Below are 19,610 nucleotides of genomic sequence, written 5' to 3'. Positions count from 1 at the left end.
CTTCTTTGCCATGCCCATTTTTAGGAATGTCGTGAAAAGGACAGTCTTTTTAGCCTGGCATGCCAGAATTTCCAGTTACTTTATTCCAGATTTAATGATTCCTCCCATCTAATGCCGAGAGCCTATTTAATAATTAAAGATGAATCACCTTTATTCAGTAACGGCTTTTAACAGCAAAACATTAAAGCCATACTGGACAAAGTGGCGGTCCACCCTCAGCCAGATAGTTATCGTGACAATATTTTTCACCTTTTTTAAAATAATCTCTTCTCCATTAAGATATACGCTTCGTCAGAGTCATTTGACCTTTACTGGCTAGCTTAACCACTTTATATTGCGCTTTAATTCATCCTTTCATAGGTAACACATTCCATACTAAATTCAATTATCCTTAATGGTATTTTCCGCTCTCAATGTAATAATATTTCAACGATTAACCATATCTGTTGCGGACACTTCTTCCGCTACTGCCGGCCTGACGCCCTTCTCGCCCCTAAGCTGAAGCCGCAATTCGATAATAATATCCCTCAGCTGCGCCGCCTGTTCAAAAGCAAGCCGGCGCGCCGCCCCCTGCATCTCTTTTTCCAGCGAGGCGATATATTTTTTCAACTCGGTCTTTTTCATCTTCTTGCCCGCACGCGGGCCGGTTTCATAAACTGCTTTCGGTTCCGCCACCCGGGTGGCCTCGATCACGTCCCGCACCGCCTTGCGGACGGTTTCCGGAGTAATTCCATGCTTTTTGTTATACTCAATTTGTATTTTCCGGCGGCGCTCAGTTTCATTGACGGCTGTCTTCATCGAACCGGTGACCTTGTCCGCGTACATAATCACCTTGCCTTCGGCGTTGCGGGCCGCCCGGCCGATGGTCTGGATCAAGGAACGCTCGGAGCGCAGGTAGCCTTCTTTGTCGGCGTCGAGGATGGCTACCAGGCTCACCTCGGGAAGGTCCAGGCCCTCTCTTAACAGGTTGATGCCCACCAAAACGTCAAAAACTCCCAGCCGCAAGTCGCGCAGTATTTCCATGCGCTCGATGGTATTTATATCCGAGTGCAGGTAGCGCACTTTGATCCCCGCCTCACGGAAATAATCCGTAAGGTCTTCGGCCATCTTCTTGGTCAGCGTAGTCACCAGCACTCTTTCCTGTTTTTGAACCCGCAGTTGGATCTCCTGCAACAAGTCGTCAATCTGCCCCTTGGTGGGCCGGATAGCTACTTCCGGGTCCACCAAACCGGTGGGGCGAATAATCTGCTCAACCACCTGGGCGTTGTTTTTCAACTCGTAAGGACCGGGTGTGGCGGAAGTGTAAACAACTTGATTCAACCGTTCCACAAATTCCGGAAAAGTCAGCGGGCGGTTGTCGAAAGCTGAAGGCAGCCGGAAGCCATGCTCCACCAGGGACCGCTTGCGGGAGCGGTCCCCCTCGTACATGCCGCCCACCTGCGGTACCGTAACATGGGACTCGTCGATAAACATGATAAAATCCTTGGGAAAGTAGTCCAGCAGGGTATAGGGGGCCTGTCCCGGCGCCCTGCCCGTCAGATGCCGCGAATAGTTCTCAATCCCGCTGCAAAACCCCATTTCCTGCATCATTTCCAGATCGTAGCTGGTGCGCTGCTCCAAACGCTGCGCCTCCAGCAGTTTTTCTTTAGAGCGCAGCTCGGCCAGCCGTTTTTCCAACTCAGTTTCTATGGATATGACAGCCCGGTCCATCCTTTCCTTAGAGGTGGCGTAGTGGCTGGCCGGAAAGATAGACACATGCTTGCGCTCCCCGAGAATTTCCCCGGTCAGCACGTCGAACTCCAGCATCCTTTCCACTTCGTCACCGTAGAAATCCACTCTGATTGCTTTTTCCGTGGCTGATACCGGGAAAATTTCAACAACATCGCCCCGCACCCTGAACTTGCCCCGGATAAAATTAATATCGTTGCGCTCGTACTGAATGCTCACCAGTTTGCGCAGGACGGCGTCCCGGTCATAGCTTTCACCCTGGCGCAGGGAAAGCACCAGCGTGCTGTATTCCTCCGGGTCACCCAAACCGTAAATACATGAAACACTGGCCACGATAATCACGTCCCGCCGCTCAAAGAGAGCGCAGGTGGCCGAGTGGCGCAATTTATCTATTTCTTCGTTGACAGACGAGTCCTTCTCAATGTATGTATCCGTATGGGGAATATAGGCTTCCGGCTGGTAGTAGTCGTAATAACTGACAAAATACTCCACCGCGTTGTCTGGAAAGAATTCTTTAAACTCCCCGCAAAGCTGGGCAGCCAGAGTCTTGTTCGGCGCCAGGATCAAAGCCGGCCGCTGGACAGCCTGGATCACCTGGGCTATCGTGTACGTTTTACCGGTGCCGGTAGCACCCAGCAAGACCTGTCCCTGATAACCTTTCCGTAAGCCGTCTACCAGGGCGGAGATAGCCTTGGGCTGGTCCCCCATGGGTTTGTATTCCGATTTCAACCGAAATGGCCGCATTATTTTACCTTCTAAATTATTAATTTATTTATCAATAGTATACCATAAGGAGCAAGATGCCAAAAGTATGTTCTGTACAAGATAAAAGACGGGGCAATCCCGGCCTCCCCGTCTTTTGATTCTGGACTATTTGACAATTATCCTGAAAACGATTGTTTATTCTCAGTTTACCGGTTGATTTCTATCCCTCTTCCGAAACCATTCAATCATATCCAACCTTATAATAAGCTAATATAATATATATATATATACGGCAGACACTCAGTATTTATCTATAAAAATATTGCTTGCGTTATTTAAAAAAATTCTATACAATACATGTGATTTAATATCATATAAAATTTTCCAATTATCCACACATTACTATTAATCTTACAGGTAAGCAAATGCTACATTTAAGATATTTTAAAACCATAATATACTTTATGATCTATTTGCTAGTTATTCAGTTGTGTTTACCCTACTTTATTCCTGCCAACATTATTTACGATAATCGACTGAATTATGATTTTGTAAAGAATCGCACCACAAATATAGATACCGTGCTTGAACAAGTTAAAATTATTATAGAAAAAGAACATCTAAAAGATTACGTGGTAATTCTTGGCGATTCAGTCGCATATAGCAATCCCGGTCCTTCAGATAAATCAATATCATATTATTTAAATGAAATGGCGGAAAAAGAAGAGCGTAGTTTTAGAGTATTCAATTTAGCGATGCCAGCCATGCAGACTGGTGACATTTATACCATGTTGCTTAAAATGAAACAGCATGGCATTTCTAATGACCACCTTATTATTAATATTGTTTACGCCGGCTTTGTAAAACGCGATCCTGATCCCCCTGCTGTTTACTGGCTTCAGCAACAACTAAAAAGTATCGATATAGATTCTTACCAGAAAATCGAAAGCAATCTACCGGCAAGTTCCAATAATGAGGAAAAAGGATTTAATGTTTTTAAAAATATTAAGACAAGTATCAATATATTTTTATATGAAAACATCAGTATTTTTATGTATAAAGATCTTTTGCAGTTATACTTCACAGAAAAAATAAATCAAATAAGAGGCAAAATACCTGTGGAAACAAAATCGGTGCAACCTTGGTATGCCAAAGACTTCCTTCCGGAATTATTGAAACAGCCTGAATACCGAAGAGATTATGCTGATAATATGTTCGAAATGGATGGAAACAATCCTCAAATATATTTTTTAAACAAAATAATTGAGCTGCAGAAAGGTAAAAACACGTTAATTTTTCTCGCGGCAGTTAATGATGAGTTATTATATGATGATATAAATAAATCTGGTTATCAAGAGAACTTACAAAGAATAGATAATTATTTCAAAGACAAACCTGTTGATTATTTGAATTTTTATGGAAAAATTGATAATAAATTATTTTCTGACCATATTCATTTAATACCTGAAGGATATTATTATCTATCCAAATCACTATACAAAACAATCAACACATGGAAAATCAACTGAAATATGTGCTTAGACATGGGGTGAGTAACAGTTTAAATGCTATTTCACAGTCTGGATTTTGCTTTACTGCTAATTGCAACTTTAATAATTTTTTATTTTTTCCCGCCCAAAATAAGAATTTATCTTCTCAGCTTGTCTGATATTTTATTCTATATAGTATCAGGAGTAGAATATCTTCTTTTGTTTATAGTAGTATCAGCAATTGTTTATTTTTGTGCCTTAAGAATGATATTTGACTCCCGTTATAAAAAGATATATTTATGGACAGGTATTTTAATAGCATTATCTAATTTAATTTTTTTTAAGTATATTGGTTTTATTTTAACAAATATAAACCACATATTACACCTTAATTTACTTCAAGGAAATATACTACTTTCTCACTTAATCTTGCCAATTGGAATATCATTTTATACTTTTCAGCTAGTTGCGTATTTAGTCGATGTTTCAAAGAAAAAAATTGAGCCCTGCAGGAGCATACTTACTTTTTGGGTTTTCGTTTCTTTCTTTGGTCATCTGATTGCCGGACCAATAATGCGCGGCAAGGTTTATCTACCACAAATTGAAAAAATTGAATACAAAAGTTTTCAAATTGAAAATATGAAATATGGTTTTTATTACATTGTTTTGGGGTTAATTAAAAAAACTATTTTTGCAGATACCCTCGCTCCAAAAGTCGATTTCTATTTTAGTCAAACAGCTAATTTGAATTCTTTAGAAGGATGGTTCGCCGCTTATCTGTTTGCTTTTCAACTATACTTTGATTTTTCAGCTTATAGTGATATGGCAGTAGGAATTGGCCGGCTTTTTGGCCTAAAACTTGACGTTAATTTTAGGACTCCATATATCAGCGCCAACGCTACAGAATTTTGGAAACGATGGCATATCACCCTCTCAAATTGGATAAAGGATTACGTTTACATTCCATTGGGAGGCTCCCGAAAAGGGCTTTTTTCCCAATGCTTATTTATTATAGCCGCAATGACCGTTTCAGGTATCTGGCACGGGGCCTCCTGGACATTTGTTATCTGGGGGTTATACCATGGCTTGCTAATAACCGGCCATAAAATCTATACTGTATTAACAAAAAATCTGCACCCGAGTTATACCAAAGGTTTATTTTACAAGATATTTTCTGTTATTTTATTTTTTCAATTAACTACTATCGGATGGGTATTTTTCAGGGCTAATAATATTAATGAAGCATTTGCATTGGTTTGTAAAATGATAAAATTATCACACTTAGATTACAACCCGGTTTATCTGACTTATTTCTTATTTATTGCCTTATTATATTTGCTTCACCTGGCAGAATATTTTTTAACAATTCATAGAAAGAGCTTAGTATTTTTCTGGGATAAATATGTGCCGGAGTATTTACGAGCGGCAATCTATACAATAATCTTGCTCGTTTTAATTCTTTTCATTAAAACAGAACAGAATACCTTTATTTATTTCCAATTTTAACTTCGCCTGCCGGCAAAACATATTTAATGTTTCCTACGAAAGAGCATAATCTCTCAGTCCTAATTTATTCATTAATTTCACCAATAATATTTGTAACCATGCCGGTCCGGTCGTGGCCAGTGACCAAACAGAAATGTAGCCAATAATCCACCAGCCTTTCAACTTCAATTTATCATAGAAATAAATAAATCAACCCCACTTACTGCCTTTTAGAAGTGGGGTTTTAGTAATTTTTGCGGTTCCATACATATTTCTTTTAAAACTCGAACTTCACATCAGACAACCTTTTTCTTATCTCATCTATCACTTTTTTTTCCTCCTCAATACCGTTCGCCACAAAAGTTACCGAAAAGCGCACATAACTGCCTGCGTCATCCCACGGGACAGTTGAAATAAGTTTTTCTGTGATCAGGTACTGGGAAAAGTCCTCGGCGTTTTCAAACCGCCTGCCGCCCTTGATTCCCTTCGGGGCTTTAACATAAAGGTAGAATGACCCTTTTGGTTTTCTGGCGCCAAATCCAACCTCGCTTAAAACTGATACGAGCATATTATGCCTTCTTGAATACTTTTCGCTGATTTTTTCCGTGATCTCCGGATGCTCCAGAGCATAAATCCCGGCTTTTTGGATAGCGATAAACTGGCCGGAATCATTGTTATCCTTCACAGTGGCAAATCCTTTGATAATTAGTTCATTACCTGCGACGGCCGCTAGTCTCCAGCCGGTCATATTGTACGCTTTGGACAAGGAAAACAGTTCTACCCCTACATCTTTGGCGCCTTCGACCGACAGGAAAGCTAAAGGCTTCTCGCCGTCAAACATCAAACCGGCGTAAGCGGCGTCATGAACAACTATAATATTGTTCTCCCCGGCAAATTCAATAACCTTCGCAAAGAATTCCCTGGTTGCACATGCTCCCGTAGGATTGTTGGGATAATTCAGGTATAACAGTTTGGCTTTTCTTCTTGTTTCCCGGTCAAGAGAATCTATATCCGGGAAAAACCCGTTCTCCGGCGTTATCGGAAGATTGACCACCTGTCCGCCAAACCATTTGGTCAAGGTTCCCAGCACCGGATAATTGGGCACCGGCATGATGGTAATATCCCCTGGGTTGATAAACGCTGCCGGCAGCATGGCCAGCACCGGCTTTGAACCGATGCCATGGATTATTTCCGTTTCGGGATGCAAACCCTTTACACCGTAAGCCATCTCCAGATATCTAGCCGCCGCATCCTTAAATTCCTGGATCCCGTTATCGGCATATCCCCTGTTTTCAGGCTTTGCCGCCTCCTCAGCCAGTTTGGCCACAATTCCCGGATCAGCCATTTCATCAGGCTCTCCGACTCCCAGATCGATTATTTCAACGCCTGGATGATTTTTCCTGGCAGCTGCTTTCGCGCGTTTTATTTTTTCAAACTTGTAAATCACCGTGTCTTTACCAAACTTCGAGCCCCCGATTCTTTCAGCAAACATACTTTGAACAAAACTATCCGGCATCACTGATCATCCTTTTTCATACAATTTTAAACCGACAACATTCGTTTTTCAGCAAACTTCTAAATTGCATTTTAACATAATTGTCAGCATATAACCAGCTTAACTCCCGCTGCCGCTTTGGCCGCCGGCGCTACCCCCAGCCTGACCTTGGGCGCCGCCTCCGCTTTGGCCGTCTGCGGCACCGTCTAAAGTTTCAATCTTCTTAATTTCACCGTTTATTTGCATTTCCATAGTTTTTCCGTCCTGGGTGGTAACGCGCAGCGTTGTTTTCTTGCTTCCACTCTGATTGCCCTGGCTGCCGCCTTCTTTATTTTTATCGCTGCCACCGCTTTGTTTCTGATCACTTGATTGTCCTGTATTCTGGCTGCCCTGCTGCTGTTGCCCCTGCTGCCCGCCTTGGCCGCCTTCCTGTCCAGCCGGCTTGCCCCAGCGCTGTTCGAGAAGATATGATTCATTCCCGGTAATCAAGCGCACCGGGGTAATCCTGGCAGGCACGTCAAAATCGCCGTTTCTAACCTGTTTATCATACTGCCAGTGCCCGGTGGTGGCCATTCCTACCGCCGCGTCATAAGCATACTGGGCCATAAGCTCAGGCATGACATCCACTTCAGCGTCATGCTCTCCCGCTGCCAGCGCTTGTGAAGCCTGCCTGTCGGCCCCGGCGCCGATGGTAATAACACGCTGACTCAACCCCCGGCTTTTGATCATTTCTGTTACTGCCGGAGCTATACGGCTATCGGTAGTTATAACAGCATCGATCTGTCCGCCGCTGGTTGTCAATGCTTGTTCAAGAGTAGTTTTGGCCGCTTGTGGCTCACCGGCGGGATGGTCTTTTACCAGCACCACCTGCACCAGCGCCTGATCTTTCAAATTTTCCAGCAATGATGATGTAATCTCCCGGGACGCCTGGTCATTTTTATCGCCCTGTAAAATCACCGCTTTCATTGGTGTAGACCGGCCTTGGGCCGCGCTGAGAAGGTAGCGGGATTGCAGTTCCCCGGTTCTGGCGTGATCTGAGGCGATATACCCGTCCAACGGAGAACTGGCAGGCAGCGTTTCCAAGGCGATCACTTTGATGTTGGCCTGGGCCAGCTTGCGCACCAGTTTGGGACCAGCCGCAGGGTCTACCAGTTGGAGAATCACCACTTTGACCTTTTGATTTGCCAGTTCATCCAGGTCCTTCTCTTGTTTGGCTGGATCGTTTTTCGCGTCGAGCCAGGTGATGTTCACCTGCTGGTTCTGACCGCCCTGGCCGCCGCCGGCCTGCACCGGCACTACCATCTCGCTGGCCTGCTGGTTTTGCTGGCCCTGCTGGCCGCCGCCCTGATCACTTTGGCCGCTGCTCTGTCCACCCTGCCCCTGGCGTCCGGACATGGTCTTTTTCAAGATTTGGTTTCCATCCCTCTCCATATCAGCCAGGCTTACCGCGATTTTTATTTCCTGCCGGCTCCCGTTATTACTGACCGGTTTCTTCTGGGCCTGTCCCTGACCGCCACAACCACCTAACAAAGTCAGCACCATTGTCATGATGATAAGCAACGGGAAATATGCACCCTTAATCTGATGACGCACAACCCTTCACCCCGCATTTTTATTAAAATTATTATGCGTAAAAGAATGATGAAATATTGAATATCTTTAAAATGACTACCGGGTTAAGGTTTTATTTTCCATCAGGTAAACATATTTATACAATGAGGTGATTTCGATGAACTTTAATTCAGTTGTTGAACTATTAGCAGAGGGAATAGCCGGATTTACGAGGAGACGGGTTGGTGAATATCACGCACCCGAACTGGCGCTGGCTGTTGACAGGGCACGGCGGGACTGGCAGCAGGCGCTGCGGGAATTCCGCTACATCGAAAGCGATCTTGTCGACTATGCTATTCTAAAAATAAGCACAGCTGAAAAGTATTATATGACGCTTTTAAGTCAGGCCAAAAAAGAAGGGGTTGTAGCCTGGTCAATAAAGCCTAATGTGACTACTCCTCCTCTATCTTCAAATACTCATCCCTGACTTTTTGAAAATCCTCCCATACGGGGCGTTTTTTGCTGCTGTCTCTCAGGAGCGCGGCCGGGTGATAAGTAGGCATGATTTTGATCCCGCTTTTGCTGACCAGCCATTTTCCGCGCATGACAGTGATCCTGGCGTCAGGTTCAACCAGATTCTGCAAAGCGGTGCTGCCCAACAGGACGATGATCCTGGGGGAAATCAGTTCAATCTGGCGGTAAAGCCACGGAAGGCATGACTCAGCCTCATCCGGGCGCGGCGCCCTGTTGCCGGGGGGCCTGCACTTAACAATATTGGCGATATAAACGTGTTTGAACCGCTCCAGGTTGACAGCCGCCAGGATCTTGTCCAGCAACTGCCCCGCTTTGCCCACAAAAGGACGGCCCAGCCGGTCTTCATCCGCTCCCGGACCTTCTCCAATGAACATTAACCGGGCCTTCGGATTACCTTCTCCGAAAACCACCCCGGAGCACCCGCCCCGCAGGCCGCACCTGGCACAATCCCCGGACATGTTTTGCAATTCTTCAAGGCTGTTGATCTTACTCAGGTCAAAATCGTTTTCATAGATGACTTTATTCAATCCCTTTCAACCTCCGGGGGCCCGCGCCATAATAAAAATTACGGAACAGGAATGGCCGCCTGTTCCGTGGATAATTCATTGCGGTACTTTTTCCAGGATTATTTTGTGGTCCACCAGGGCCAGTTCCACAATTTTCGCTCTGATCATTTTTCTCTTGCCGAAAATATCTTCTAACAGCAGGCCGTCATCGCAGGGCACCACATGGTCAACCATTTCCAGAAACAACTCATCTTCTTTGCCCGGCTTTCTAAGAAACGCGTTTGCCTCACACATAACCTGTTCCCACCTTGCCTTTTTCATTTATTAATGCGGAGCAGCGACATGGGACCTCTATTTGAACTGATTATATCTCTACCTTTTTAGTAGTGTCAACTTTGAATTTTCCCCCAAAATTTCCCCAGCCAGCGCCCTAACGGGCCTGCTGTCCAAAGCTCAACGTATTTTTTCTCATTTCCTTCCGGCACAGGCACCAAACCCCAGTCCCCTGATCCCGCAGGCACCAGCAGCCGCCTGCGGTTTTCACCCGCCGCGCGGCTGAAGTAATCCACCATCAAGGGCAAAAAGGCTTCTTGCTGCATTTGATAAAAATTATACTTGCCCGTCAACTCCAGACCGTTCACCGCCAAGATGATGTCCCCGGAACGAATACCGGCCTGCCAGGCCGCCGTGTCCGGCGCAACATCAAGCACTCTCATTCCCCGGGCGGGCGGGACGTACAGCGCCTCACCGCAAACCTCGATTCGCCTGCTGAGGTAAATTATGGTTTCATGCCCAAGCGGGGAGAACAGCGCCGCGGCAAGCGCCGCCGCGCGGCTGCTTTCCGCCAGCACAGCCAAAATCAACAAGATTAAACTATAAAAACCAAGGTGGAGCGCGGAAAGGCGGCTCTTTTCCACCGGACTCCTGGCAATCGATACGTCGCTGTAGCCTAAACCGGCTACCACGGGCATCAGGGTAAACGCCAGGCTTTGCAGCTCACCTGACACACTGGGTTTAATCAACGGCCACCAGTCAGGCATCTCTACTGCCTCATGGACCGCGCCGGCACTCGCCACGGCCAGCACTACAAGCGGTATCGGCCAGAACCGCTGCAGGGTAAAGCCGCCCACCACCCGTCCGCCGGCATCTTTAATAAAAGCAGGCGCCGCCCCCAGGTGGCCGCTCACCAGGATCAGCATACTTTCCACCATATGCAGGACAGCAACCAAAGCCATGATCTGAGGGATATTCACCTGAGGAAAGCCAAGAAGCAAGCTGGAAATTGCCAACAATCCGCCGGCATAAGCAAAGCACAAAAAACGCATGTCTATCAGCATCAACAAAATGGCCGCCGGCCAAAGATAAATCAAATCCGCACCGGAAAGAGCCAGACCGATAAAAACTATCAGGCAGCTTCCCGCCAAACCGCCCAGCAACCCAAAACCAGCCGCCATAATCACATCAGCCCAGACCCTGCCGGACTTCTGATGAAAAAAGTATTCCCTCAACCTCCCCATCCGCCGGTACTGCAAAGCGATTAAACCCACTATCAACAAAAACACCGGCCAGAATTGCGGGTTCAGAAACGCCAGCAGAAAGGACTTCAGGACTAAGGGGATAATCTCCGTAAAGGGAAACAAACGCTTCACCTCGAATGTTCTCTACCCGGCAATCGCGATCTTCTCTTTTATAATTTCTACCGCTTTATCCAGCTGAACGTCAGGGAGACGATCTTCTTGAGACTGTACCAGGATATCAGGCTCCACACCTTTTTCGTGGATATCATTTTTTGCCGGCGTCAGGTACCGGGCGGTAGTGAGCTTTAATCCGGCGCCGCCGTCCAATCGAAATACCGTTTGCACTATCCCTTTGCCAAAAGTTTTGGTCCCTACCAGAACTCCCGCGCCGGTGTCTTTTACCGCTCCGGCCAGGATTTCAGCGGCGCTTGCGCTCCCCTCGTTGATTAACACTGCCAGCGGCAACTGGATTGTTGTTCCTTCCGATTCAAAAACCTGCTCGTGACCTACCCGGTAGTCTATATATACAATAGGCCCTTTCGGAATAAAATTCTTCGCCACATCCACCGCCGAGATAAGTTCGCCACCCGGGTTATCCCGGAGGTCCAAAATAATTCCCTTGATCTTTTCTGTCTTCGCTTTTTCAAGCACTTCCTTGATTTCATCAGCGGTACGTTCTGTGAATTGGCTAATTACAATATGCTCGATGCCGGTGTCCTCCAATAACCGCCCCTCGACGGTGGGAACGCTGATTTCCTCCCTGGTTATGGTGAATTGCAGCTGCTCCGGCGCTCCTTCCCTGTTGACGGTAAGGTTGACTTTTGAGCCGACCGGCCCACGCATTAAATTAATCGCCGTGTCCAGATCAATGCCTTTCGCGTCACGGTCGTCAATCCTGGCGATCACATCGCCTTCTTTAATCCCCTCTCTGGCCGCCGGCGTTCCTTGATAGGCGCGCACTACCGTGAGATATTGTTCTTTTACACCCACCAGAATGCCCAAACCGCCAAAGGAACCCCTAATCTGCTCCTGAAGATGAGAAAATGTTTTTGGATCAAGGTAAACCGAATACGGGTCACTTAAAGAACTAACCAGGCCTTTAATCGCCCCATCCACCAACTGGGTGGAGTTTACCGGATACAGATACTGCGTCCGCACCAGGGAGACGACTTTAACCAGGTTGCCGATATTCTTGTAATTACTGGCCAGGAGCCCACCCACCACCAGAAACACAGCAAAAACAAACACTGCCAGAAAATAACGCCATCTGCCGCTCCTGGAATTATCCTCGAAGATATAATGATTCAATTTACAAAAACACCTGCCGATCTTGTCCTATCTCACATACGTTATTATACTACAATCCTGTGTCAGTTAGACTCAAATCCTCTGTGCCTGCGAAATAATTTAATATATAAAGGGCAGAATCAAAAATCTGCCCCTTTATAGTATATCATTGCAACTGTTACCGAATAAATTCCGCCCCTGATGAACATAAACACTTGAAATCTTTAATTTAGCGTTACTATAACCACTGAAGAAAACCGCCTACCGGAAAGCCCTTACAAGTAATTTAACGGATTGACCGGCTCACCGTTCACTCTCACCGAAAAATCCAGGTGCGGACCGGTTGACAGGCCGGTGCTTCCCACTCTGCCGACGGCCTGGCCTTTGGCCACATCCTCCCCGTAACCCACCAACTGCGCGGACAGGTGTGCATAAAGAGTGGTCAGGCCGCCGCCGTGGTCGATCATGACGACATTGCCGTAACCGCTCATATAACTCACATCTATTACCACACCGGCCTGGGCTGCAACCACAGTCGTACCGGTGGGCGCCGGAATATCAATCCCGTTGTGCATTCTGCTGGCGCCCAAAATGGGGTGCGTACGCATGCCGAACGGGGAGGAAATATTCGTATAACCCGGCACCGGCCAGGTGAACGCCCCGGTGGCACGCGGCTGCGATTGCGAACGCCGCTTGGCGATTTGGCGTAAAATCTCCTGCTCCTGAGCCTCCAGGCGGGCAGCTTCCGATTCAAGATCCCACAGGTTGGCGCTGGCCTCTTTCAGCAAGGCATTTCTTTCATTCTGCTTAGCCTGCAGCTCCTGACGGGCGGCTTCTTGCTCAGAAATCATGGCTACCAGCCGTTCCTGCTGTACTTCCAAATCTGCCTTCCGGTTGCTGATTTGCCGGCGGTCGGCTTTGACCTGATTAATAATGGAAATGTCCTGCTGCACCACCCTTTTCAAGAGCTCGTAACGGTTCACAAAGTCGTTGAAATCCTGCGACTCAAAAAGAACTTCCAGGTAGCTGACATTGCCTATCTCATACATGTTGCGCACTCTTTTATTCAACATGTCAGTGCTGTCGTTAAGCTTAGCTTCAGCTTCCGCTAGTTCCGCCTCAGTCTTGCGCAAGCTTGCTTTAGCCTGTCCGAGGTTTTTTTCCAGGTCGCTCAGCTGGAGAGTCTTCTCACTTATTGAATTGTTAAGCACGGAAACCTGCCGGGAGTAGTCTTTGACCACACCCCTGGCCTGATCGGCCTGGTTTTGCTTCTGGTTTAACTGCACCCTGGTATTGTTCAGCTGCTGTTCAAGCTCATCACCATAAGCCGCCCCGATGGCTCCCGTCAGAAAAACCAAACCCGCCGCACTAATCAGTATTTTTTTCTTCAAAAAACCGAATTTCATCTTATTCAAACCTCCGGGTTAACCAAAATACCAATTACGCTTTTAAGAACTTGCGCATGGAAATAACACTGCCGGTCGCTCCGATGAACAGTCCCAGAAGCAGCAGCCCTTCCATCAACAGCATAATTAAATTACGGTCGCTGACTAGTTGCATAAAAGCCAGTGAAAATTGAATATTGCCGATTAGAGTAAAGTACCCATAGTAAATAACGAGCACTGCAATTAACGAGCCGGTCAGCCCCAGGAATATTCCTTCCAGCAAGAATGGAACGCGCACAAACCAGTTTGTCGCTCCGAGAAACTTCATAATGCCGATCTCCCGGCGCCTGGCAAAAACAGAAAGGCGTATAGTGGTGGCTATTAAAAAAACAGCCGCAATCCCCAATAAAATCATTAACACCAGTCCGGCGGTGCGCACCCAGCGGCTGAAAGCCATCAGTTTCTCGACCGTTCCCTGGCCGTAACGAACCTGATCGACTTGGGCCAGACTCTCCAATTGCTGGGCCAGCGGCGCCACTTGTTCAACCGTATGCGTCTTGATCCGGAAGGCATCCGGCAATGGATTTTTTTCTTCCAGGCCTTCCAGCAAATCCTTGTTATCCTCAAGTTTTGCTTGCCACTCTTCCAGCGCTTGCTGTTTGGTAACATATTCAAACCGGGCTATTTCCGGCATTGCTTTAAGCTTGTCTTCAATTTGCTTTACCTGGACGGTCGTAGTCTGATCCTTCAAAAAAAGGCTGATTTCAATATTTGATTCCAGGTTGTCGGCCACTTTGCCGGCATTTACCACCAATAGCAGGGAACTGCCCAGGATCAGCAAGGATACGGCGACTACTCCCACCGAGGCCGCGGAAAGCCAACTGTTGCGTAAAATTGATTGGATAGCCTCGCGAAAATAATACCGGATGGTGCTAAGCCTCATAGCGATATGTTCCTTCCTTCTCGTCCCGCACAATCCGCCCGCCGTCCAACTCCACTACGCGTTTTTTCATAGTATCCACAATATCCCAGGCGTGAGTGGACATAATAATGGTAGTGCCCCTGCGGTTTATATCCGAGAACAATTTCATCAGTTCCCGGGAAGTGTCGGGGTCCAGATTGCCGGTCGGCTCATCAGCGATAATTAATACCGGGTTATTCACGATAGCGCGGGCGACACTTACCCGTTGCTGCTCGCCGCCGGAAAGGTGGTCGGGAAACACGCCGGCCTTATTGGCGAGGCCGACCATATTGAGAACATTAGGCACCATTTTCTTTATTTCCCGGCCGGACGCTCCGACAACTTCCATGGCAAAGGCTATATTTTCAAACACGGTTTTTTGCGGCAGCAAGCGAAAATCCTGAAAAACCATGCCGATTTTCCGTCTCAGATACGGGATTTCCCGTTGGCGCATGCGGACGACGTTTTTTCCGTTAAAAATCACCTGACCGCGATTCGGCAGCTCTTCCCGGTAGATTAACTTTGTTAATGTTGACTTTCCGGCGCCGCTCGGGCCTACCAAAAAGACAAATTCACCTTTATGAATTTGGAGGGTGACATCAGTCAAAGCTTTAATATCGCCGGGATAGATTTTGGTAACGTTATAAAAATTAATCAAACACCCACCCCGCTTACAAAGCGCTGATACATACAATACAAGCTATGGTTATTTTCGACAAGTTCAGCGTAAAATCCTCCCACACCTACGATTATTTGCATAATCACCTTCAAAATTACCCACTGAACAAATTAGCCATTGGCAACCTTTGGGCATATTTCAAGCAATAAAAAAGCCGCTTATCCCAACCTAGCCGGATAAGGGCTTTTATTACGACAAATCTCAGCCAACAAATCTATCTTTTTTTCGTGACGACCTCTTCCACCGCCTTGGCGATAGAGCCGGGGGTAAGGCCGTATTTCTCCAACAGCTCATCCGGAGTTCCCGATACTCCAAACTTGTCCATGATACCTACCCGTTTCATTGGCACAGGGCAGTTTTCAGCAAGCGCTTCAGCCACCGCCCCGCCCAGGCCGCCGATGATGCTATGCTCCTCGGCGGTAACCAGCGCGCCAGTTTCCCTGGCGACCTTGGTAATAGCTTCAATATCCAGGGGCTTAATTGTATGAATATCCAGAACCCCTGCCTTGATGCCCTTTACCGCCAGGTAGTCCGCCGCTTCCAGAGCGGCCGCGACCATAATCCCGGTGGCGATGATGGTCGCGTCCAGCCCTTCCCGCAGCACCACCGCTTTTCCCGGTGCAAACTGAAAATCCGCCCCGTGCAGCACCGGCACCCCGGCCCGCCCCAGGCGGATATAAACCGGTCCGTTGATGGCCGCCGCCGCCCTGACCGCCCCTGCCGTTTCCACCGCGTCGGCGGGAACAAATACCGTCATGTTCGGCAAAACCCGCATGAGCGCGATGTCTTCCACCGACTGGTGGGAACCGCCGTCCTCGCCAACGGTAATGCCGGCATGGCTGGCCCCGATTTTCACGTTCAGCGCGGAATAAGCCACGCTGTTGCGCACCTGCTCAAATGCCCGGCCTGAGGCAAATACCGCAAACGAACTGCAGAAAGGAATTTTACCCGCCGTCGCGAGGCCGGCGGCAGTACCAAGCATATTCTGTTCGGCCACTCCCATATCAAAAAAGCGTTCAGGAAAAATTTTTCCGAAATCAAAAGTTTTGGTAGACTTCGCCAGGTCGGCGTCAAGCGCCACCACGTCCGGATTCTCTCTGCCCAGTTGCTGCAGCGCTTCTCCATAAGCCTCCCTGGTTGCTATTTTCTTACTCATTGACTTTTCCCCTCTCAAAAAACACTAATCCGCATCTAATTCCGCCAGGGCCTTTTCCACTTCGCCAGGCTTTGGCGCCACACCGTGCCAGCCGACCTGGTTCTCCATAAAGGAGACGCCTTTGCCTTTGACAGTTTTAGCAACGATCATGGTGGGCTTTCCTTTTACCGTTTTGGCTTCATCCAGAGCGTCAATAATTTGTTTAATGTCATGACCGTCAATATCAAGCACATGCCAGCCAAAAGCGCGCCATTTATCCGACACGGGCTCGGGAGACATTACCTCGGTAATCGGTCCGTCAATCTGCAAGCCGTTATGGTCGACAAAAGCCGTCAAGTTATCCAGCTTGTAATGAGCAGACGCCATGGCCGCTTCCCAGACCATTCCTTCATCTAACTCGCCGTCGCCCAGCAGCGCGTAAACGCGGTAATTCCTCTTATCCAGCCGGCCGGCCAGAGCCATGCCGTTGGCGGCGGACAAACCCTGCCCGAGCGAGCCGGTGGACATTTCCACGCCGGGCACCTTGCGCATGTCCGGATGACCTTGCAGCCGGCTGTCCAACTTGCGCAGGGTCATCAATTCGGCCTCCGGGAAAAATCCCCTTCCGGCCAGGGCCGCGTACAAAACCGGAGCGGCATGCCCCTTGGAGAGCACAAAGCGGTCGCGGTCGGGCCAATCCGGCCGGCCCGGGTCGAGGCGCAACTCATGATAGTATAACACGGTAACAATATCAGCAGCGGACAGAGACCCGCCCGGGTGCCCCGAACCGGCCTCTCCCAACATCTTAATTATGTTTTTTCTAATCTCTTTCGCCTTGCCTTTCAGTAATTCTATTTCCCCCATCCCATAACCCCCGTGTCTTTTATTTGTACTCTTTAAAACCCTCACCCAGCACTTCGTGCACATCCGCCAGGATTACGAAAGCGTGCGGATCGACTTGATAAATGATATCTTTCAGTCGAGTCACCTCCGACCGGTTCACCACCGAAAGGAGAACCTCTTTACCGACACCGGTGTAAACCCCGCGCGCCGGCCAAGCCGTAGCCCCCCGGTTCAACCCTTCCACGATCGCGGACGATATTTCCGCCGGCCGGTCGGATATGATCAGGAAGGCCTTGGTATAACTAAACCCTTCCTGCACCAGATCGATCAGCCAAGCGGTAATAAAAATGGTGATCAGCGCATACATGGACAGTTCCGCCGATTCAAAAACAAACCCGGCCGCAATTACTACCGAGGCATCTACCAGGAAAAGCAACTGGCCGATATTAACTCCGGTATATGTGCGCAATATAGCCGCCAGCAAGTCGGTTCCCCCGGTCGTGCCGTTATACTTGAAAACAAGCCCAAGTCCCAGGCCAACCAGCACTCCGCCAAACAAACAGGCCAGCAATAGGTCATGAGTGGGAACGGGCAGCAACGGCACAAGCGCGTCAACCGCCAGGGAAAGAGTGATCGTTCCGAAAAGAGAACGAAAGCCGAATTGCAGCCCCAGCCGGTAAATTGCCGCGGCGAACAGAGGTACATTCAAAACAAGCATAGCCGCCCCAACAGGAACATTAATCAAATAATGCAGGATTGTGGCAATGCCGCTGACCCCTCCGGCGGCAATCTTATTGGGGATGAGGAACATATCCAGACCCATGGCGGTTAATATGACACCGGCGCTCACCCCGATTATTTCCTGGATAATTTTTAAGCGCATCTTAGGACACTCCGGTATTACCATGTAACTCTGTTATGTATTACTATGTTGTCCAGAATAATAAAAGGCTATAAAATACGCACCAGAAGTAATATTCTTTTTCTTGTTACAAATTCCTTCCCCAGATGTCGAAATCAATCACTATTAAGCGCCCCCAAAAAATTGAAAAGCCGCCACCTTTACGGCAACGGCGATAATAATCAATTAAATTGCTCACCCGTTTTGTTTCCGCGCTTTGTCCTTCAAATAAGCGGCGATAAAAGCATCTATTTCTCCATCCATAACCGCATTGATGTTCCCGTTCTCCTCACTGGTGCGATGGTCTTTAACCAGACTGTACGGATGAAAAATATAAGAGCGAATCTGGCTGCCCCACGCTATTTCTTGCTGATTGCCGCGGAGGGCGGCTAATTCAGCTTCTTTTTTTTGCAATTCGAGATCTATCAGCTTTGCCTGGAGCATTTTCATTGCGGCCAGGCGGTTGGAAATCTGGGAGCGCTCGTTCTGACAGGTAACCACGATACCTGTGGGTATGTGGGTAATGCGGACGGCGGAGTCCGTTTTATTAATATGCTGACCGCCGGCCCCGCTAGAGCGAAAGGTGTCCACTTTCAAATCATCCTGGCTGATTTGCACGCTCACGTCGTCTTCCACTTCCGGGAGCACGTCCAGCGACGCAAAAGATGTGTGCCGGCGCCCTGCGGCGTCGAAGGGCGAAATACGCACCAGACGGTGCACTCCTTTTTCCGAACACAGGTAGCCGTAAGCATTGGGGCCAACCACTTCAAGGGTGGCGCTCTTGGTGCCCGCCTCGTCGCCAGGCAGCATGTCAAGAACGTCAATCTTAAACTTATGGCGCTCCGCCCACCTGGTGTACATCCTAATCAACATATCGACCCAGTCTTGGGCTTCCGTACCGCCGGCCCCGGCATGAAGAGAAATAATCGCGTTGCCCCGGTCATACGGCCCGTTTAAAAGAACGGCCAACTCCAAATCCGTTACTTTCCGGTCAAGGGCTAACAAGCCTTCCTTTATTTCAGCGGCGATTTCTTCATCTTCTTCATCTTCGCCCAACTCGGCCATAACCTCAAGGTCTTCAAATTCTCCAGCCAATTCGTAAAAATGTATAACCTTATCCCGGAGACTGGCAACCCGCTGGGTAATTTTCTGAGAGCTTTCCTGGTTATCCCAGAATCCCGGTTCAAGCATTTGCTTTTCCAGCAAAGTTATCTCTTCTTCTTTATTAGCTATGTCAAAGAGAAACCCTCAAATCTTCCATTCTTCTGCCGATAAGCTCAATTTCCCTCTTTAATTCGATAAACATTCTCTCACCGTTTTCTAAATTATTTTTTGTTACTATATTAGACATTCGGCTGGTATCAAGGCATGGTGTTATCGCCACGGCTCGCTTCGGACCGAACTAGCG

At 47.9% G+C, this 19,610-nt stretch carries 17 protein-coding genes; 3 read left to right on the top strand and 14 right to left on the bottom strand.

Features of this window, described 5'->3' with window-relative positions; genetic code table 11:
• Nucleotides 1-426: 426 nt before the first annotated feature.
• Nucleotides 427-2,472 carry an excinuclease ABC subunit UvrB gene (uvrB, locus tag L9W92_RS14830; protein WP_248286058.1) on the bottom strand — a complete coding sequence of 682 codons (2,046 nt, stop codon included), beginning with the start codon at nucleotides 2,470-2,472 and terminating at the stop codon, nucleotides 427-429.
• A gap of 425 nt (nucleotides 2,473-2,897) precedes the next feature.
• Between uvrB and L9W92_RS14825 the strand changes: the two genes are divergently transcribed.
• Together L9W92_RS14825 and L9W92_RS14820 are read left to right on the top strand one after the other, a co-directional pair.
• Complete coding sequence (locus tag L9W92_RS14825; RefSeq protein WP_240084522.1) at nucleotides 2,898-3,962, top strand: hypothetical protein; 1,065 nt, start codon at nucleotides 2,898-2,900, stop codon at nucleotides 3,960-3,962.
• 132 nt (nucleotides 3,963-4,094) lie between these two features.
• Nucleotides 4,095-5,429 (top strand): MBOAT family O-acyltransferase, encoded by a 1,335-nt coding sequence (locus tag L9W92_RS14820; RefSeq protein WP_240084521.1) that lies wholly within the window; start codon nucleotides 4,095-4,097, stop codon nucleotides 5,427-5,429.
• Between the two features lie 256 nt (nucleotides 5,430-5,685).
• Here the strand turns inward: L9W92_RS14820 and L9W92_RS14815 are convergent, their stop codons facing one another.
• Together L9W92_RS14815 and L9W92_RS14810 are read right to left on the bottom strand one after the other, a co-directional pair.
• Entirely contained in the window at nucleotides 5,686-6,924 is a 1,239-nt protein-coding gene (locus L9W92_RS14815; protein WP_282442379.1) for an LL-diaminopimelate aminotransferase, read from the bottom strand.
• Nucleotides 6,925-7,023: 99 nt separating this feature from the next.
• Complete coding sequence (locus tag L9W92_RS14810; protein ID WP_240084519.1) at nucleotides 7,024-8,496, bottom strand: substrate-binding domain-containing protein; 1,473 nt, start codon at nucleotides 8,494-8,496, stop codon at nucleotides 7,024-7,026.
• 136 nt (nucleotides 8,497-8,632) lie between these two features.
• Here L9W92_RS14810 and L9W92_RS14805 point away from each other — a divergent pair, with 136 nt between their 5' ends.
• On the top strand, nucleotides 8,633-8,941 hold the full coding sequence (locus L9W92_RS14805; protein WP_240084518.1) for a hypothetical protein: 309 nt from the start codon (nucleotides 8,633-8,635) through the stop codon (nucleotides 8,939-8,941).
• Here L9W92_RS14805 and L9W92_RS14800 read toward each other — a convergent pair.
• The 11 genes from L9W92_RS14800 to prfB all read right to left on the bottom strand — a co-directional run bounded on the left by L9W92_RS14800 (nucleotide 8,907) and on the right by prfB (nucleotide 19,508).
• Nucleotides 8,907-9,515: a uracil-DNA glycosylase gene (locus L9W92_RS14800; RefSeq protein WP_240084517.1), complete on the bottom strand. Its 609-nt coding sequence runs from the start codon at nucleotides 9,513-9,515 to the stop codon at nucleotides 8,907-8,909. The two genes, L9W92_RS14805 and L9W92_RS14800, sit on opposite strands and share 35 nt — an antisense overlap.
• Nucleotides 9,516-9,590: 75 nt before the next feature.
• Nucleotides 9,591-9,788, bottom strand: a complete 198-nt coding sequence (locus L9W92_RS14795; protein WP_240084516.1) for a CooT family nickel-binding protein — start codon at nucleotides 9,786-9,788, stop codon at nucleotides 9,591-9,593.
• 95 nt (nucleotides 9,789-9,883) lie between these two features.
• Nucleotides 9,884-11,143, bottom strand: a complete 1,260-nt coding sequence (locus tag L9W92_RS14790; protein ID WP_312038108.1) for a PDZ domain-containing protein — start codon at nucleotides 11,141-11,143, stop codon at nucleotides 9,884-9,886.
• Between the two features lie 12 nt (nucleotides 11,144-11,155).
• Nucleotides 11,156-12,319 (bottom strand): S41 family peptidase, encoded by a 1,164-nt coding sequence (locus L9W92_RS14785; protein WP_240084515.1) that lies wholly within the window; start codon nucleotides 12,317-12,319, stop codon nucleotides 11,156-11,158.
• Nucleotides 12,320-12,573: 254 nt separating this feature from the next.
• Nucleotides 12,574-13,704: a murein hydrolase activator EnvC family protein gene (locus L9W92_RS14780; RefSeq protein WP_240084514.1), complete on the bottom strand. Its 1,131-nt coding sequence runs from the start codon at nucleotides 13,702-13,704 to the stop codon at nucleotides 12,574-12,576.
• A 34-nt stretch (nucleotides 13,705-13,738) separates the two neighbouring features.
• Entirely contained in the window at nucleotides 13,739-14,626 is an 888-nt protein-coding gene (ftsX, locus tag L9W92_RS14775; RefSeq protein ID WP_240084513.1) for a permease-like cell division protein FtsX, read from the bottom strand.
• Nucleotides 14,616-15,302, bottom strand: coding sequence for a cell division ATP-binding protein FtsE (ftsE, locus tag L9W92_RS14770; RefSeq protein WP_240084512.1), 687 nt, complete (start codon nucleotides 15,300-15,302; stop codon nucleotides 14,616-14,618). Before ftsE ends, ftsX begins: the two co-directional genes overlap by 11 nt.
• A gap of 235 nt (nucleotides 15,303-15,537) precedes the next feature.
• The gene (locus tag L9W92_RS14765) at nucleotides 15,538-16,479 is read right to left on the bottom strand and encodes a transketolase family protein (protein ID WP_240084511.1); all 942 of its coding nucleotides are present in this window, start codon (nucleotides 16,477-16,479) and stop codon (nucleotides 15,538-15,540) included.
• A 24-nt stretch (nucleotides 16,480-16,503) separates the two neighbouring features.
• Nucleotides 16,504-17,322, bottom strand: a complete 819-nt coding sequence (locus tag L9W92_RS14760) for a transketolase (protein WP_240084510.1) — start codon at nucleotides 17,320-17,322, stop codon at nucleotides 16,504-16,506.
• A 19-nt stretch (nucleotides 17,323-17,341) separates the two neighbouring features.
• On the bottom strand, nucleotides 17,342-18,184 hold the full coding sequence (locus L9W92_RS14755; protein WP_240084509.1) for a YitT family protein: 843 nt from the start codon (nucleotides 18,182-18,184) through the stop codon (nucleotides 17,342-17,344).
• A 213-nt stretch (nucleotides 18,185-18,397) separates the two neighbouring features.
• A protein-coding gene (gene prfB, locus L9W92_RS14750) for a peptide chain release factor 2 (RefSeq protein ID WP_240084524.1) occupies nucleotides 18,398-19,508 on the bottom strand; the annotation gives its coding sequence in 2 pieces (ribosomal slippage) (nucleotides 18,398-19,438 and nucleotides 19,440-19,508; 1,110 coding nt in all).
• Nucleotides 19,509-19,610: the final 102 nt, after the last annotated feature.

Source organism: Pelotomaculum terephthalicicum JT (assembly GCF_022410535.1).
GTDB classification, from domain to species: Bacteria; Bacillota; Desulfotomaculia; order Desulfotomaculales; family Pelotomaculaceae; genus Pelotomaculum_D; species Pelotomaculum_D terephthalicicum.
The sequence above is the reverse complement of the archived record's forward strand: the minus strand, read 5'-3'. Positions and strand labels throughout refer to the sequence as shown.

Bases quoted from the DNA above. Each gene is read 5' to 3' on its own strand.
- uvrB (WP_248286058.1), bottom strand. From the start codon at position 2,472: ATGCGGCCATTTCGGTTGAAATCGGAATACAAACCCATGGGGGACCAG.
- L9W92_RS14825 (WP_240084522.1), top strand. From the start codon at position 2,898: ATGATCTATTTGCTAGTTATTCAGTTGTGTTTACCCTACTTTATTCCT.
- L9W92_RS14815 (WP_282442379.1), bottom strand. From the start codon at position 6,924: ATGCCGGATAGTTTTGTTCAAAGTATGTTTGCTGAAAGAATCGGGGGC.
- L9W92_RS14805 (WP_240084518.1), top strand. From the start codon at position 8,633: ATGAACTTTAATTCAGTTGTTGAACTATTAGCAGAGGGAATAGCCGGA.
- L9W92_RS14795 (WP_240084516.1), bottom strand. From the start codon at position 9,788: ATGTGTGAGGCAAACGCGTTTCTTAGAAAGCCGGGCAAAGAAGATGAG.
- L9W92_RS14780 (WP_240084514.1), bottom strand. From the start codon at position 13,704: ATGAAATTCGGTTTTTTGAAGAAAAAAATACTGATTAGTGCGGCGGGT.
- ftsX (WP_240084513.1), bottom strand. From the start codon at position 14,626: ATGAGGCTTAGCACCATCCGGTATTATTTTCGCGAGGCTATCCAATCA.
- L9W92_RS14765 (WP_240084511.1), bottom strand. From the start codon at position 16,479: ATGAGTAAGAAAATAGCAACCAGGGAGGCTTATGGAGAAGCGCTGCAG.
- L9W92_RS14760 (WP_240084510.1), bottom strand. From the start codon at position 17,322: ATGGGGGAAATAGAATTACTGAAAGGCAAGGCGAAAGAGATTAGAAAA.
- L9W92_RS14755 (WP_240084509.1), bottom strand. From the start codon at position 18,184: ATGCGCTTAAAAATTATCCAGGAAATAATCGGGGTGAGCGCCGGTGTC.